The following is a 15,062-nucleotide window of genomic DNA, read 5'->3' as shown; positions in this document are numbered from 1 at the left end:
TTCGGGCTCCTCGTCACCCGTGAGCCGCATGTGGCCACCGCCAGGTTTTGTCTCGCAGTCGCATGAGGATATAGCGATCGCGGTTCCCCTTAACTTGCGAGCTGCCGCTCGGCGTTGCTCCCGGCTGGCTGACGCCCCTCACGTGCGTCAGCGCTCACGGGCAATTGCGCAATCATGCGAATCCCCGGCCGCCGCCGCCAGCGGACCTCGGCGGGATCGACGGCGAGACTAAGTTTCGGCCACCGCACGAACAGTGCTTCCAGCGCGCAGGTCGCCTCGATGCGCGCGAGCTGATGGCCGAGGCAGAAATGGATCCCCGTTCCGAACGACATGTGACGGTTCGGCTTGCGTTGCAGATCGAGGTTGTCGGGATGATCATGCACCGCCGGATCCATGTTGGCGGCGGCGAGCATCACCATGACACGGTCGCCCTTCTTCAGACGCACGCCTTCGACCTCGACGTCCCGCCGCACATAGCGCGGCTTTGAAAATTGCACCGGCGAGACAAAACGCAGGAACTCCTCGACGGCGAGCCCCGCGCGACTCCAGTCCTGCTCCAGCCAGTCGCGCAAGTCCGGACGTCGGAGCAGCTCGTAGGCGGATCCGCTGATGAGATGCGTGGTCGTCTCGGAGCCGGCCGCGAGTAGCAGAAAGACCATCGAGACCATCTCATCCGGCGTGATCTGGGCCCCTTCGCGCTCGACCTGGACCAATTCGGCAATCAGGCCCTCCCCGCCCTGCACGCGCGCGGCCCGCAATTGCTGTTCGAGATAGGCCCTCATCTTGCGAAAGGTCCACAGCAAGCGGAAGAAGCCGACGACGTTGGTCAGCGAGGACATCGCGTTGCCCCAGGCGATGAATTTGGGCCGGTCGGCCAGAGGCAGTCCCAGTAGCTCGGAGATCACTGCGAGCGGCAGGATTCGCGCGTAGCGCTGGACCAGATCGGCTGTACGTCCCTCCGCGAACAGCTCGTCGGCCAGGCCGTCGGCAATATTGCGGATGCGCGTCTCCATCGCGACGATGGCACGGCGGCGAAAGGCCTCGTCCACAATGCTGCGGAGCCTGGTATGGTCAGGTTCGTCCATCGTCAGCATGTTGTTGGCGACGGTCCTGACGTAGCTCGGCATCCACCAGCGCAGACCCGCGACGTTGCCATCCTCCTTGCGCAGCGTGAAGGTCGCGCCGTCCTTCAGAACCTGTGCCGTCGCGTCATGGGTCGTGGTGATCCAGACATCGCCGACCAGGGGAAATCGCGTCGCGACGAGAGGACCTGACATGCGCAACACCGCGATCGCCTTGGGCGGATCGCGGAAGAAGGCCTCGCTGGTGAAATCGAGGCGCACTGTCATGGGATCACCGGAGTGATTATTGGCGTCTCACCCAGATGGTATGGGCGGACCGACGCGCAAGGGGGGCGGAACTCGCGCGAGGAGACGACCTATCCGCCTCCCGGCGAACGCTGCCCCGTCTTGCGCTGCTGCTGCGTGTATGCGTCCCAATGACTCCAACTGCCATTGCTGAGGCTCTGCAGGTCGGTGCCGAGCGGACGGCGCGTGCGCTTGTCGTGATCGGCGATGACGCGCTCGGACTGCGCGATCTTGCGCTTGAGTTCCGCGACCGTCTTCTGGGTCTGGCCGTTCCGCTTCGAGGAGGCGATCTCGCCCATCGTGAAGCGCGCGGTCTCGAGCGCCTTCAACTCGGCGCGGTTCTTCTTCAACTGGACCCGGTGCCAGGCGATGTTGCTGTCGCTGTCCGCAACCATGTGGGAACTCCGCTGATTCGCTCCCACAGTGTATCAAGCGCCGAATCGGCGCCGCAACGCCCGCCAGACGGCGAAACTACGGTCTTATCGGGCAAGATTGGGGATTAGAGCATTTTCCAACCTGTCGGAATCGGTAGGGGATTCCCTTGCGAGGCAAATCGTGATTCACCCTGAGGGCTGGTGATGGAGGCCAGCCCCCATGGCTAAACCGCTGTCGCCGGACCTTCGCATTCGTATTATTCGGGCTGTGGAAGATGAAGGCATGAGCCGTCGGGGCGCCGCTGTTCGGTTCGGCGTGGCGCCCTCGACAGCGATCGAACTGGTTGGCGAGTGGCGAAGGACCGGCGCCTGTGAGGCGGGAACGCAGGGCGGAGACCGGCGTTCAGCTCGGATCGAGGGTCACGCTGCGGAGATCCTCTCCCTGGTCAAGGTTACGCCTGACATGACGCTGGCCGAGATCGCTGACCATCTCTTCAAAGTCCACGGCGAGCGTTTCGTGCCGAGCGTGATCTGGCGATTCTTCGATCGTCGCAACATCACGTTCAAAAAAAACATCGCACGCCAGCGAGCAGGATCGGCCGGACGTGGCCGCTGAACGCGCAGCGTGGAAGGCGTCTCAGCCTGAGATCGGCATCCATCGGTTGGTGTTCATCGACGAGACGGGGGCTTCGACCAAAATGGCGCGGCGCTACGGCCGTTCGCCGTACGGCCAGCGCTGTGTCGCCGCGATCCCGCATGGTCATTGGAAGACGACGACCTTCGTCGGCGCGCTTAGAGCGACCGGTATGACCGCGCCGATGGTCCTCGACGGCCCCATGGATGGTCCGGCGTTCGAGGCTTACGTGACGCAAGTCCTGGTACCGACACTCAAGCCCGGCGACATCGTGGTGATGGACAATCTCGCAGCACACAAGCGGACCGAGATCGCCATCGCAATCGACGCGGCGGGCGCTCAGCTCCTCTATCTCCCGCCTTATTCGCCCGACCTCAATCCGATCGAAATGGCCTTCGCAAAGCTCAAAGCCGCCCTGCGAAAGGCCGCCGCCAGATCAATCCAGGCTTTGGACAATGCTATCGCCCTCACCACAGCCGCCTTCACCGCCCAAGAGTGCCTGAACTTCTTCGCCGCGGCAGGTTATGATCGCGCCTGATCAGAATCTGCTCTAGCGCTCGGCAAAGGCCTTTTCGACCACGAATTGGGCCGGCTCACCGTGATTGCCCTCGATGAAGCCGCGTTCGCCGAGGAGCACGCGGGTGTCTGCGACAAGGGCCGGGCTGCCGCAGATCATGACGCGGTCATGGGCGGCCTCCAGTGCCGGCAGGCCGATATCGGCGAACAGCTTGCCGGAAGTGATGAGATCGGTGATGCGGCCGCGGTTGCGGAAGGGATCGCGGGTCACGGTCGGGTAGTAGATCAGCTGGTTCTGGATGTACTCGCCGATCAGTTCGTCCTTCGGCAGCGTCTCCGTGATCATCTCGCCATAAGCGAGTTCCTTGACGTGCCGGCAGCCGTGCAGCAGCACGACCTTCTCGAACCGCTCGTAGGTCTCGGGGTCCTTGATCACGCTCAGGAACGGCGCAAGGCCGGTGCCGGTGCCGATCAAATAGAGGTTGCGCCCCTCCTCCAGATTGTCGATCACCAGCGTGCCGGTGGCCTTGCGGCTGACGATGATCTCGTCGCCTTCCTTCAGGTGCTGGAGCCGCGAGGTCAGCGGACCGTCCTGCACCTTGATCGAGAAGAATTCCAGCGTGTCCTCGTAATTGGCGCTGGCGACGCTATAGGCCCGCAGCAACGGCTTCTCGCCGACCTTGAGCCCGATCATGGTGAATTCGCCGTTACGGAAGCGGAAGGTCGGGCTGCGGGTGGTCTTGAAGGAGAACAGCGTGTCGGTCCAGTGGTGGACGCTCAAAACGCTTTCCTGATTGAAATTGCTCATCTCACCTATCCGTGTCGCGTCAATGCGGTTGTCGAGGCGGGCAGCTATGCGTCGTTTGCACACGATCATTCGTATACTAATGAATAATCCCGCTTGCTCCTGCGGTCAAGGCTGCCCAAGATCGGAAGCGTTGCAGTTAAGGACAAGGACCTCTTCCATGGCGCATGACGCACCCCAGGCCACCGGACCGTCGAAACTCGTGATCCGGAACATCGGCCTGATCCTCTCCGGCGCGCTGGAAAAGCCGATCCTGGACGGCGACACCATCGTCGCCGAGAACGGCAAGATCACCGCGATCGGCCGCTACAAGGACCTCAACACCGAAGGCGCAACCACCATCGTCGACGCCAACGGCACGACGGTAGCGCCCGGCCTGATCGACAGCCACGTCCACCCCGTCGCGGGCGACTGGACACCGCGGCAGAACCAGACCGGCTGGATCGACAGCTCGCTCCATGGCGGTATCACCACCATGATCTCGGCGGGCGAAGTGCACATGCCCGGCCGCCCCCGCGACGTCGTGGGTCTGAAGGCCATGGCGATCTTCGCCCAGCGCGCGTTCTGGACCTTGCGTCCGGGCGGCGTGAAAGTTCACGCCGGTGCGCCCGTCATCGAATGCGAGATGGTCGAGGAGGACTTCAAGGAATTGGCCGCCGCCGGCGTCAAGCTGCTCGGCGAAGTCGGCCTTGGTGGCGTGAAGGACGGACCCACTGCACGAAAAATGGTCGGCTGGGCACGCAAGTATGGCATCCAAAGCACGATCCACACCGGCGGCCCCTCGATCCCTGGCTCCGGCCTGATCGACAAGGACGTGGTGCTGGAGGCCGACACCGACGTGGTCGGCCATATCAATGGCGGACACACCGCCCTGCCCGACGACCAGATCCGCTGCATTTGCGAGGGCTGCAAGCGCGGGCTGGAGATCGTTCACAACGGTAACGAGCGCTCGGCGCTCTACACGCTGCGCATCGCGCGCGAGATGGGCGACCTGCATCGCGTCATCCTGGGCACTGACGGGCCGGCCGGCTCCGGCGTGCAGCCGCTCGGCATTTTGCGCATGGTCTCGATGTTGTCTTCGATTGGCGAGCTGCCGGCCGAGATCGCGTTCTGCCTCGCCACCGGCAACACGGCGCGGATGCGGCAGCTCGACTGCGGCCTGATCGAGGTCGGCCGCGCCGCCGATTTCGTCATCATGGACAAGGCGCAGCACTCCCCCGGCAAGACCATCCTGGAGAGCGTGCAGCTCGGCGACCTCCCCGGCATCGGCATGACCATCATCGACGGCATCGTGCGCACCCAGCGCAGCCGCAATACGCCGCCCGCCGGCAGGGTGCCGGAAATCGTGGCGAAGTGACGCAGCCGGAGCGACCCTCCGCTCCGCATCGCTTCTCGATGGCGTTGAACAAGTCTGCGGCCTGCTGCGTCTAACGCAGGCAGCCCTCGGTGGCGGCAGTTCATTGCTGGACCATCGGGGGAGACATGAAGAACTCATCACGGATAGCCGTCGGCGTTGCCGGCGCTGTGGCGGGTTATGTCGCGACTTTCGTGCTGCTTTCTCTGGTCGATTTCGGCAACCGGGCGGATCCCATAACAGCGGGGCTTGTGGGACTTTTCGTTTACTCTCCCATCGGCGCGATCGCCGGAGCGGTGTTTGCCAACTGGCTGGTGACGCGTTCGGGCACGGACACCAGCAATGGCAGCCTCGCGCGCAACAGCCTGAAGTCGCTCGGCGTCGTCGTCCTGCTCTGCGTCGCCGGGATCGGCATCTACATTGCCTACGCCTATGCGACTGCGACGCCCTGGCTCAACCGCAACGGCGCCAATCCCCTGCTCGTATTCGAGGTCCGTTTTCCGGCGGGGATCGCGGTGCCGACATCAGCCCAGGGCATCACCATCGAACTGCAGACCGACCTCAATACCATGCCTGGCGAAGTGACCCCGGCCGCCTTTCATCGTGACGGCGACCAGCCCGTCATCGCAGGCGAGGTCGAGCTCGCGTTTCGAACCTCGCACCGGCAGCTCGCCGTGGACATCCAGGGCCAACCGAGCCGTATCTATCCGATCGATTTGAGCGCCCGGGCGCCGCATACGTCGGAGTTCGGAACGTGGCGGCGGCTCGGCGACGGCAGCGAAATCCGCTACCGCGCCAAATGGCCGGGACAGACGTAAGGGATCAGCGCTTCTTCGCAATCTCACAACGCACATAGGTCTGGCGCTTGGCCTGCCCGACCGGTCCGTTGTCCATCACCAGCTTGCCGTCCGTCGCGATGGAGACCCGGGGATTGGAGCGAAACTTTTCGCCCTCGCCTTCGCAGGCGAGCTTCATCTTCCAGCCGAGCTTTCCGTCAGCGGTGATCTCGCTGGCGCGGCACCGTGTCTCGTACCAATACAACCGATTGCCGCCTTCGATACTCATGCGGTTGGGGCTGTCGTCGTCGCGGCAGTCTTTTTTGGTGGACGCCCAGAAGCCCTCGTAGGGTTGGGCGGCAAAGGCGGGCGCGCATGCGCCCGACACCGCCGCACCTAGACTCAAGACCAATGCAAATTTCGTGGCGGCTCTCATGACTAAAGACCTCGACAAACCCCTCATCGAGGTTAGTCGCCAATTCTCGCAGCTTGTTCAACTGTCGTAGGGTGGGCAAGGGCGCGAAGCGCCGTGCCCACGATCTCTTCCCGACTGAGAAAGATGGTGGGCACGCTTCCGCCTTCGCTCTGCGAGCTACGGCGGACGAGCCGCTTTGCCCACCCTACGAGACCGTCAACGGCACCTTCACCGCAGCTTGTTCAACAGCGCCATCAGCATCTCGCGCTCCTTGGGCTCGAGCGGCGCCAGCGTCTCGCGCGTGATGGCGAGCGCGTTCGGCGCGACCTTCTCCGAAAGCTGCTGACCGGCACGCGTCAGGCTGACAAGGAGCCGCCGACCGTCCTCGGGATCCTGGCTGGTCTCGGTCAATCCGCGCGCGGTCAGTCGGTCGATCACGCCCTTGATGGTCGCGACGTCCATCGCCGTCAGCCGGCCAAGCTGGTTCTGCGAGCACGGCCCGGTCTCGGCGAGTTTCGACAATGCCGCCCACTGCGTCGGCGTCAGATTGGTGCCGATATCGCGGGAGAAGATCGAGCTGTGGCGCTGCCAGACCTGACGCAGGATGAAGCCGACCTGCTCATCGAGCACGTAAGGCGGTTTTCCCGGCTTGACGCTCTTCTTCGCCGTGACGCTTCTCGCCATCCGTTCGCAGCCCTTTTCTTTGCCGTCACAACGACAGATGCGCGTCGCGGATATCAGGACGCGCGTCGAGCTCGGCCATGGTGCCGCCGAAGCAGATGCGGCCGCGCTCGATGATGTAGGCGCGATCCGAGATCAACCGCGCGAAGTGCAGATTCTGCTCGGAGACGACGATGCTGACGCCCTCCTTCTTCATGGTCAGGATGGCATCGACCATCTGCTCCACGATCTTAGGAGACAGGCCTTCCGAAGGCTCGTCCAGCAGCACCAGCGACGGATTGCCCATCAGCGTGCGCGCGATGGTGAGCATCTGTTGCTCGCCGCCGCTCATGCGGCCGCCCGGGCGGTTCTTCATCTCGCCGAGATTTGGAAACAGTGCGAACAGTTTTTCGCGGGTCCAGTATGGCGCGTTCGGACGCCTGGGCTGCTTGCCGACTTCGAGATTCTCCTCCACCGTCAGGTCGGTGAAGATGCGCCGTTCCTCCGGCACATAGCCGAGCCCCTCGCGCACGATTTCGTGCGTCGGACGCAGCGAGACGTCCTTGCCCTCGAACATGATGCGGCCGGAGCGTTGCGCCACGAGCCCGACGATCGAGCGGAACGTGGTCGACTTGCCGGCGCCGTTGCGTCCAAGCAGCGCAACGACCTCGCCCTCACCAACCTCGAAGCCGATGTCGAACAGGATATGCGCCGGGCCATAATGACTGTTGAGGCCCTCGACGGTGAGCTTCATATTGATGCTCCCTCGCGATGGCGGGCATCGTAGACGAGGCCCTCGCCGAGATAGACCGCCTGCACCTGCGGATTGCCGCGCACCTCGGCCGGCGTCCCCTCGGCGATCAGCGTCCCTCGATTCAGCACGATGATGCGGTCGGCACGCTCGAACACCACGTCCATGTCGTGCTCGGTGAAGAGCACGCCGATCGACTTTTCGCGCGCAATTTGAGCCGTGAGCCGCATCAAATCGACACGCTCGCGCGGCGCCATGCCGGCGGTCGGCTCGTCCATCAGGAGCAGCTTTGGCTGGTTGGCGAGCGCCACCGCAAGCTCGAGCCGCTTGAGGTCGCCGTAAGCCAGCTCGCCGCAAGGACGATCCGCGTAACCACCCATGCCGACCAGCTCGAGCAGCCGCCCAGCTTCGCCGCGTTCGAACTTCGGCGCCGAGCCGAACAGATTGAACAGCTGTTTGCCATGTGAGATCAGCGCGACCTGCACGTTCTCGCGCACCGTCATGGTGGCGAAGGTCGCGGTGATCTGGAAGGTGCGCCCGACGCCCATGCGCCAGATCTCGCGCGGCTTCTTGCCGGTGGTCTCTTCGCCGAGCAGGCGGACCTGCCCGGTATCAGGCTGGTTCTGGCCGTTGAGCATGTCGAAGCAGGTGCTCTTGCCGGCGCCGTTCGGCCCGATCAGCGCCAGAATCTCGCCGGCGCGCAGCGAGAACGAAACGCCGCGCACGGCATGGATGCCGCCATAGGATTTGGTCAGGCCTTCGACCGCGAGAAGTGGGGGTGCAACGCTCATTCGGCGGACTCGATCGGCTTGGCAAGCAGAGATGATCCCGGCGGCGAGGACTTCCTGCGCCGCTGCGCCAGCATTTCCAGCATGCCGACGATGCCCTTGGGAAAGACCACGACGATCAGCATGATGAAGCCGCCGAGCACGAGCTTCGACAGGTCGGTCTGGCTTATCAGCCAGATGCTCAGCGCCTTGTAGACGATGGCGCCGATCACCGCGCCCGACACTGTTTCGACGCCGCCCAGCAGCACCATGACGAGCGCATCGACCGAGAGCGAGATACCGAGATTGTCAGGAAAGACGCTCCCCTTCAGATAGGCGAACAGCGCACCGCCGATGCCGGCGGTCGTGCCCGCGATCACGAACGCCGTCCACTGGATGCGCTTGGCATTGATGCCGATCGCTTCGGTGCGCAGCAGCGAGTCGCGCGTGGCCCGAAGCGCGTAGCCGAACGGCGAGAACACCATGGCCCGCAGCGCGATGGTCACCAGCGCCGCAACGCCGAGCGCCAGCCAATAGAAGTGCGACGGGCTCCCCGCCCATTTTTCCGGCCAGACGCCCAATATGCCGTTGTCGCCGCCGGTGACGCTCACCCATTGGAACGCGATCGACCAGACGATCTGCGCGAAGGCGAGCGTCAGCATCGCGAAGTAGACACCGGATAGCTGCACGGCGAAGAAGCCGAACACGGCGGCCCCCATGCAGCCCAGCAGCGGTCCGAGCAGCAGGCACACGATCATCGGCAGCCCCGCCATCTTGGCGAGGAAGGCAACGCCGTAGGCACCGAGGCCGAAATAGGCGGCATGGCCGAAGGACGCGAGCCCGCCGACTGACATCAGGAAGTGCAGGCTGACGGCGAAGATCACGAAGATCGCGATCTCGGAGCCGACGGTCAGCACGTAGTTGCCGGCGAACAGCGGCAGCGTCGCTGCGATCACGAGCGCCGCAAGCGCCAGCAGCCGCTCGTTCGACGTCAGCGGGCGCCATGGATTGACGGTGAGCCCGGGCGTCTTGCGCGCGGGCGCCTCCGGCTTGCCGAACAGCCCCCAGGGCCGCACGATCAACACAACCGCCATCACCAGGAAGACCAGGATGATGGAAATCTTCGGAAAGATCAGGATGCCGAAGGCATTGAGCTCGGAGACCAGCACCGCCGCGACGAAGGCGCCGACGATGCTGCCGAGGCCGCCGATCACGACGACCACGAAGACCTCGACGATGATGCGCAAATCCATGGCGTGGTGCACGGCATCGCGCGGAATCTGTAGCGCGCCGCCAAGCGCGGCCAGGAAGACGCCGACCGCGAACACGGACGTGAACAGCCATTTCTGATTGACACCGAGTGCTGCGACCATGTCGCGGTCTTGCGTCGCCGCGCGTACCAGGACGCCCCAGCGCGTGCGCTGGAACAGCAGCCAGAGAATGCCGAGCACGACGGGGCCGAGCACGATCAGGAACAGATCATAGCTCGGGATGTTCTGGCCGAAGAAATCGATGGCGCCCCGAAAACCCGGCGCGCGGCGGCCGACCAGATCGTCGGGCCCCCAGATCAACACCACGAGATCCTCGACCATCAAAGTCAGGCCGAAGGTCGCGAGCAGTTGGAACAGTTCCGGCGCGTGATAGATGCGGCGAAGCAGCACCATCTCGACGAGCACGCCGATCAGCGCCACGGCAATCGCGGCCAGCACCATGCTGCCCCAGAAGCCGAACGCACCCGACAGACGCTCCGTCAGGGTGAAGGCAATATAGGCGCCGATCATGTAGAAGGCGCCATGCGCGAAATTCACGATCCGCGTCACGCCGAAGATGATCGACAGGCCCGAGGCCACCAGGAACAGCGACGCCGCGCTGGCGAGACCGGTCAGAAACTGTACGACGTAAAAGGCCATCGGTGGTCCGGGTTGGGTTTTGCATGCCACGGCAGGGCACGCGGGTCTTGGTTCACCTCTCCCCGCCTGCGGGGAGAGGGAGCTTCGTGGGGTGAGTTAGCCTTGCGACTGCGCGAAGCGCGGTTCGCTTGGCGTAACCCACCTCTTCTGGTTCTGAGAGTGTAGACCGTGGTGGGTTAAGCCAAGCGGTCTGCGCTACGCGCAGTCCGCAGGGCTAACCCACCCTACGGCAGTGGTGATCAATTCTTCGGACGCAGCTTCTCGACCTCGGCATCGCTGGGCAGGTAGTCCGCGCCCTTCTTGTAGACCGAATCCACCATCACGCCCTTGCCGTCCTTCAGCGCGGTCTTGCCGACGTAAGCGCCGAGCGTCGACTGATGGTCGATCTTGCGGAAGGTGATCTCACCGAACGGCGACGGCATGGAGATTCCCTCCGCCGCGGCGATCAGCTTCTCCGGATCGGTCGAGCCCGCCTTCGCCAGAATCGCGGCGGCCGCCTTGATGGTCTGGTAGCCGACGATCGAACCGAGGCGCGGATAGTCGTTGTACTTGGCCTGGTAGGCCTTCAGGAACGCATCGTGCTCGGGCGTCTTGATCGAGTACCAGGGATAGCCGGTGACGATCCAGCCCTCCGGCGTCTCGTCCTTGAGCGGATCGAGATACTCCGGCTCGCCGGTCAAGAACGACACGACCTCGCGGCCCTTGAACAGGCCGCGGGTATTGCCTTCACGCACGAGCTTGACGAGGTCGGCGCCGAAGGTGACGTTTAGGATCGCCTCGGGATTGGCGGCGGCAACGGCCTGCACCACCGGACCCGCGTCGATCTTGCCCTGCGGCGGCCACTGCTCGTCGACCCACTGGATGTCAGGGCGCTTCTCCGACATCAGCTTCTTGAAGACGGCGACTGCGGACTGGCCGTATTCATAGTTCGGCGCGATGGTCGCCCAGCGTTTTGCGGGCAGCTTCGCGGCCGCCTCGACAAGCATCGCCGCCTGCATGTAGTTGGAGGGCCGCAGGCGGAAGGTGTACTTGTTGCCCTTGGACCAGGTGACGGCGTCCGTCAGCGGCTCGGCCGCGAGGAAGAACACCTTCTTCTGGTTGGCGAAGTCGCTGACGGCAAGGCCGATGTTCGACAGGAAGGTGCCCGTCAGCATCGCAACGCCCTCGCTCGACACCAGCTCATTCGCCGCGGTCTGCGCATCCGCCGGCTTGCCGCCGTCGTCCTTGGAGATCACAACCAGCTTCTTGCCGTTGATACCGCCGGCCGCGTTGATCTCTTCGACCGCGAGCTGCCAGCCCTTGCGATAGGGTTCGGTGAACGCCGGCAGCAGCGAATAGCTGTTGATCTCGCCGATCTTGATGTCCTGCGCCACGGCCGAATGAGCCATGCCGCCCGCCAGAAGCGCAAAGGCCGCGCCGACGAAGTAATTTCTAGCTCGCATCCCAACCTCCAGTTTTGAACTCTCTTACGTCTTCTGCGTGATCTCATCGGAGAGGCTGTGCCCGCCTCCCGCTCCGAGTTCTATCTCAAACCGTCCTCGCCCTTTACTTCCGCAACCGTCAGCCCGCCGACGCGCGGCAGCGGACGGCCGCTGTCGGTCACGGCGACCGCGACCATGATCTCGTTGGCGCGCGGTGCGTCGTTGATCTGCACCTCCATGCCGTCGAAATGGCTCCGCACGAAGGCGGCATCCTTGTGCCCGAGCGGGATGTCGAGCGTCGTGCCCGGCCCGCTCCGCTTCTTCGACGACGGGATCAGCGCCGCGCCCTTGCTCAGCACCTTGCGCACCGGCGTGCCCATCTTGGGATGGAGGATCGCGGCGGCATGCTCCAGCTCGCCGTTCTCGCCGACGGCCGCGGCCTTGCCGTAGCTTTGCGCCTTGGCGCCATCGATGCCGAGCGCCGCCACCGCGCGCTTCGACAGAAGCTCGCCCAGTTCCTCGCCGATCGCGATCAGCGGCGAGAGGTCTTCGACATATTTTCCGGCAAAGGGATTTTCGATGACGGCAATCGCCGCCGCGCGCCGGGTCGGCGGCGAGACCTGGCGGCCCATCTCCATCTGCGTCTCTTCGACGACGGTGACGATCTTGCGGATGATCGCGCTCATGCTTCGCTTCCCCGTTCAGGCACAGACCGCGTTCTCCAGCAGAAGCGGACGCGTTCGTTGCCGTTCAATTTCTTTCGGTCCGATGACAAGCATATCACCACAAAGCTGCAAGACGGCACCCTCGATCAATCCGCGATCGAACAATTGACGTGCACATTCCGCGCCAGATTCGAGCGCCATCGCGATCTCATTCTGCGACAATACACCGACATTGCGGGTTACAAGTCGCTCGCCGAGGTCGCTGTCGGGCTGCAGCTCGTTTGCCGGCATCCGGATGATGGCGGGATGCCCGGACAGATCGACGGCATTGGCGATCACCGTCGCAGCCGCATCCGCCTGCGACGCCGTCGCTGCCAGCACTGTCACTGCATCGGCGATCCCGAGCGAAAAGCTGCGGCCGTGCCGTCCGCTGGTCGCGATGCCGCGCACGGGATCATCGGCATCCACCCGCATCGTCCGCATCACGCCGTCGCGATCAGGTCGGTCCATCAGGCCGACGGAGAAATATTCGGCCTTGCCGAGATGAAGCGCGATATCGCCACCGTTGTTCACATAGACACGGTCCAGCGTCGCAGCGCCGATCATGGCACCCAGAATCTCCTCCGCCACGCTCCCGGCAACCGCCGCCATCGGCGTGATAAAGGAATCGGAGGCGTAAGGCGCGACAGCGGCGTGCATCCGACGCGCAACCACGCCCTTCAGCGAAGTGCGCCTGCCGGCGGCGCTCCGCAGCTCCGGCAGTTCGGCGCAGAGTTCGTCGAGCAGCCCGGTCAACCGCCGTGCCGCGGCCTCGTAAGCCGCACGCACATCGTCCGCGCGTCCCCTCGCCTCAACGACCAGATCAATCGGACCATCCTGCAAATGCAGCCGCCGGCCATCAGACAGCAATGCGATTTGCGGGAGCCTCGTCATGACCGCGGTCCCGGGATCGGGTTCTGCCACGGCAGCTGACGCACATCGTCACCGGCCTGCACCTCGGCGAGCGGCTTCACGTAATCCATGTGACCGCCGAGCGCAGCGTAGTCGGACAGCTTCATCGTGAACTCGATCGGGGCGACCAGCGCCGGGGTCGGCACATAGCCGAACGCACCTGACGGCATCTGCGTCACGTCGACCATGTAGGTGATGCCGCCGCCCGGCCAGACATAGACCGGCGCGCCGCCGCTGGTGACGCGCGTCAGCGCATCCTTCACCGACCGTGTCAGCCGCACCGGATTGTCAGTGACGCCCGCGCGCAGCGAACCGCCAGCTCCTGCCATGAACAGCACCGTGCACAGCGCCGGCTCGCAATTCTCCTGGATGCGCTCGACCGAGAACTTCAGGTCGGCAGGCATTTCGGTCTCGACCGGGTTCAGGGCCTCGTCGAGCACGTAATAGGACGAATGCTCGCCGGTGGTGGAGACCATCAGCATCGAGAGACCCGGCTTTGCTTCCTTGGCATCGAACGGCCCGAGGATCGCGAGTGGATCGGAGATGTTGGTCCCACCCCACCCCGTGCCGGGATCGGCGACCTGGAAATAGCGGCCGGGCGTCGAGCGCCGGCCCTTCATCTTGATGCCGGTGTCGGCGATGTCGAGCAGCTTGCCGGCCTGGTGCTCGCTGAGCACGCCGGTGATGTGGTCGTCGACCACGACGACCTCGTCGACCTTGCCGTGCCATTGCTTGGCGAACATGCCGATCGTCGCCGAGCCGCAGCCGACCCGCATGCGCTCCTCTTTCATGCCGTTGACGATCGGCGGCTGGCCGGCCTGCACCACCACGCTCGCGCCGCCGTCGACGGTGAGCTCGACCGCCTTGCAATTGGCGAGATCCATCAGCGTGTCGCAGGTGACGCGGCCCTCCTTCTTGGAGCCGCCGGTGAGATGATGCACGCCGCCGAGCGACAGCATCTGCGAACCGTATTCGCTGGTGGTGACGTGACCGACCGCCTCGCCCTGCGCGCGGACGGTCGCAGTCTCTGGCCCGAGATAGCGGTCGGTGTCGATCTTCACCTTGATTCCGCAATAGGAGAAGATGCCCTCGGTGACGACCGTCACCATGTCGACGCCGTCGACCTCCGCAGAGACGATGAACGGCGCCGGCTTGTAGTCGGGATAGGTCGTGCCTGCGCCGATCGCGGTGACGAAGGTCGAGGGTTCGTGGACGATCTTGCCGTCCCAATCTTCGGTGCGGCTGAACGGGACCAGCTTGCCGCCATGCGAGACCGTGCGCTCCAGGATCACATGCGGATCGACGCGAACGAGCTTGCCGTCGTGGTTGGCGTAGCGATCGCAGGCGCCCGCGGCGCCCGGCTTGATGTAGCACATCACCGGACAAGCATCGCAGCGGATCTTGTCGATAGCAGCGCTCGTCGTTTCCATCACCATGTCAGAGCCAGCGAGACCGCGGTTATCATTCGTGTACGAACGATGGTGCGCGCGCCCCGGATGGCTGTCAAGCGGCGGTGCAGCGCAAAAGATGCGGCTGCTGCATAAAACCTCATTTGCCTATCCGCCCTGTCCACAAAGAAGGCAGTCGCGCTGCAGTGCGGCATGCACGGCTTGCACGTTTGTGTACAAACGGTATCGTCGCGACGTAGATTTTCGCCACGACTTGGATTTCGACACGACTTGGCCGAGCGCTTGGA

15 protein-coding genes are annotated in these 15,062 nt (G+C 64.2%); 3 read left to right on the top strand and 12 right to left on the bottom strand.

Translation table 11 applies throughout. From position 1 onward, the window contains the following. Window positions 1–89: 89 nt before the first annotated feature. Window positions 90–1,349 carry a cytochrome P450 gene (locus IVB24_RS18710; protein WP_247768039.1) on the bottom strand — a complete coding sequence of 420 codons (1,260 nt, stop codon included), beginning with the start codon at window positions 1,347–1,349 and terminating at the stop codon, window positions 90–92. A gap of 89 nt (window positions 1,350–1,438) precedes the next feature. After that, window positions 1,439–1,762 (bottom strand): hypothetical protein, encoded by a 324-nt coding sequence (locus tag IVB24_RS18705; protein WP_094974707.1) that lies wholly within the window; start codon window positions 1,760–1,762, stop codon window positions 1,439–1,441. A 199-nt stretch (window positions 1,763–1,961) separates the two neighbouring features. Here IVB24_RS18705 and IVB24_RS18700 point away from each other — a divergent pair. Further along, window positions 1,962–2,913, top strand: a protein-coding gene (locus IVB24_RS18700) for an IS630 family transposase (protein ID WP_247768038.1) whose coding sequence is annotated in 2 segments (ribosomal slippage) — window positions 1,962–2,302 and window positions 2,301–2,913 — 954 coding nt in all. Because the reading frame shifts where the segments join, the coding sequence is not laid out codon by codon here. Window positions 2,914–2,925: 12 nt separating this feature from the next. Here the strand turns inward: IVB24_RS18700 and IVB24_RS18695 are convergent. Then, window positions 2,926–3,699: a ferredoxin--NADP reductase gene (locus tag IVB24_RS18695; protein WP_094974708.1), complete on the bottom strand. Its 774-nt coding sequence runs from the start codon at window positions 3,697–3,699 to the stop codon at window positions 2,926–2,928. A gap of 157 nt (window positions 3,700–3,856) precedes the next feature. Between IVB24_RS18695 and IVB24_RS18690 the strand changes: the two genes are divergently transcribed. Both IVB24_RS18690 and IVB24_RS18685 read left to right on the top strand, forming a co-directional pair. After that, on the top strand, window positions 3,857–5,053 hold the full coding sequence (locus IVB24_RS18690; RefSeq protein WP_247768037.1) for an amidohydrolase family protein: 1,197 nt from the start codon (window positions 3,857–3,859) through the stop codon (window positions 5,051–5,053). Between the two features lie 125 nt (window positions 5,054–5,178). Continuing rightward, a complete protein-coding gene (locus tag IVB24_RS18685) occupies window positions 5,179–5,868 on the top strand; it encodes a hypothetical protein (protein WP_247768036.1) in 690 nt (229 codons plus the stop codon). A 4-nt stretch (window positions 5,869–5,872) separates the two neighbouring features. On the opposite strand, the gene IVB24_RS18680 is transcribed toward IVB24_RS18685, so the two are convergent. From IVB24_RS18680 to IVB24_RS18640, 9 genes are all read right to left on the bottom strand, one after another. Further along, window positions 5,873–6,262 (bottom strand): hypothetical protein, encoded by a 390-nt coding sequence (locus IVB24_RS18680; protein ID WP_346771334.1) that lies wholly within the window; start codon window positions 6,260–6,262, stop codon window positions 5,873–5,875. A gap of 207 nt (window positions 6,263–6,469) precedes the next feature. Beyond that, complete coding sequence (locus IVB24_RS18675; RefSeq protein ID WP_094974712.1) at window positions 6,470–6,925, bottom strand: MarR family winged helix-turn-helix transcriptional regulator; 456 nt, start codon at window positions 6,923–6,925, stop codon at window positions 6,470–6,472. Between the two features lie 25 nt (window positions 6,926–6,950). Continuing rightward, entirely contained in the window at window positions 6,951–7,655 is a 705-nt protein-coding gene (locus tag IVB24_RS18670) for an ABC transporter ATP-binding protein (protein WP_094896470.1), read from the bottom strand. After that, complete coding sequence (locus IVB24_RS18665; protein ID WP_247768034.1) at window positions 7,652–8,443, bottom strand: ABC transporter ATP-binding protein; 792 nt, start codon at window positions 8,441–8,443, stop codon at window positions 7,652–7,654. The genes IVB24_RS18670 and IVB24_RS18665 overlap by 4 nt, the downstream gene beginning before the upstream one ends. Further along, window positions 8,440–10,329 (bottom strand): ABC transporter permease, encoded by a 1,890-nt coding sequence (locus tag IVB24_RS18660; protein ID WP_166474808.1) that lies wholly within the window; start codon window positions 10,327–10,329, stop codon window positions 8,440–8,442. Before IVB24_RS18660 ends, IVB24_RS18665 begins: the two co-directional genes overlap by 4 nt. A gap of 239 nt (window positions 10,330–10,568) precedes the next feature. Then, on the bottom strand, window positions 10,569–11,771 hold the full coding sequence (locus tag IVB24_RS18655; protein WP_247768033.1) for an ABC transporter substrate-binding protein: 1,203 nt from the start codon (window positions 11,769–11,771) through the stop codon (window positions 10,569–10,571). 80 nt (window positions 11,772–11,851) lie between these two features. Continuing rightward, window positions 11,852–12,436 (bottom strand): amino acid synthesis family protein, encoded by a 585-nt coding sequence (locus IVB24_RS18650; protein ID WP_247768032.1) that lies wholly within the window; start codon window positions 12,434–12,436, stop codon window positions 11,852–11,854. Between the two features lie 15 nt (window positions 12,437–12,451). Next, window positions 12,452–13,348, bottom strand: a complete 897-nt coding sequence (locus tag IVB24_RS18645; protein ID WP_140478619.1) for a UPF0280 family protein — start codon at window positions 13,346–13,348, stop codon at window positions 12,452–12,454. Further along, window positions 13,345–14,802: a 6-hydroxynicotinate reductase gene (locus IVB24_RS18640; RefSeq protein ID WP_247768031.1), complete on the bottom strand. Its 1,458-nt coding sequence runs from the start codon at window positions 14,800–14,802 to the stop codon at window positions 13,345–13,347. Before IVB24_RS18640 ends, IVB24_RS18645 begins: the two co-directional genes overlap by 4 nt. Between the last annotated feature and the right edge of the window lie 260 nt (window positions 14,803–15,062).

It is taken from the genome of Bradyrhizobium sp. 192, assembly GCF_023100965.1.
Lineage (GTDB): Bacteria > Pseudomonadota > Alphaproteobacteria > Rhizobiales > Xanthobacteraceae > Bradyrhizobium > Bradyrhizobium symbiodeficiens.
This window is presented reverse-complemented; position numbering and strand designations above follow the sequence as displayed.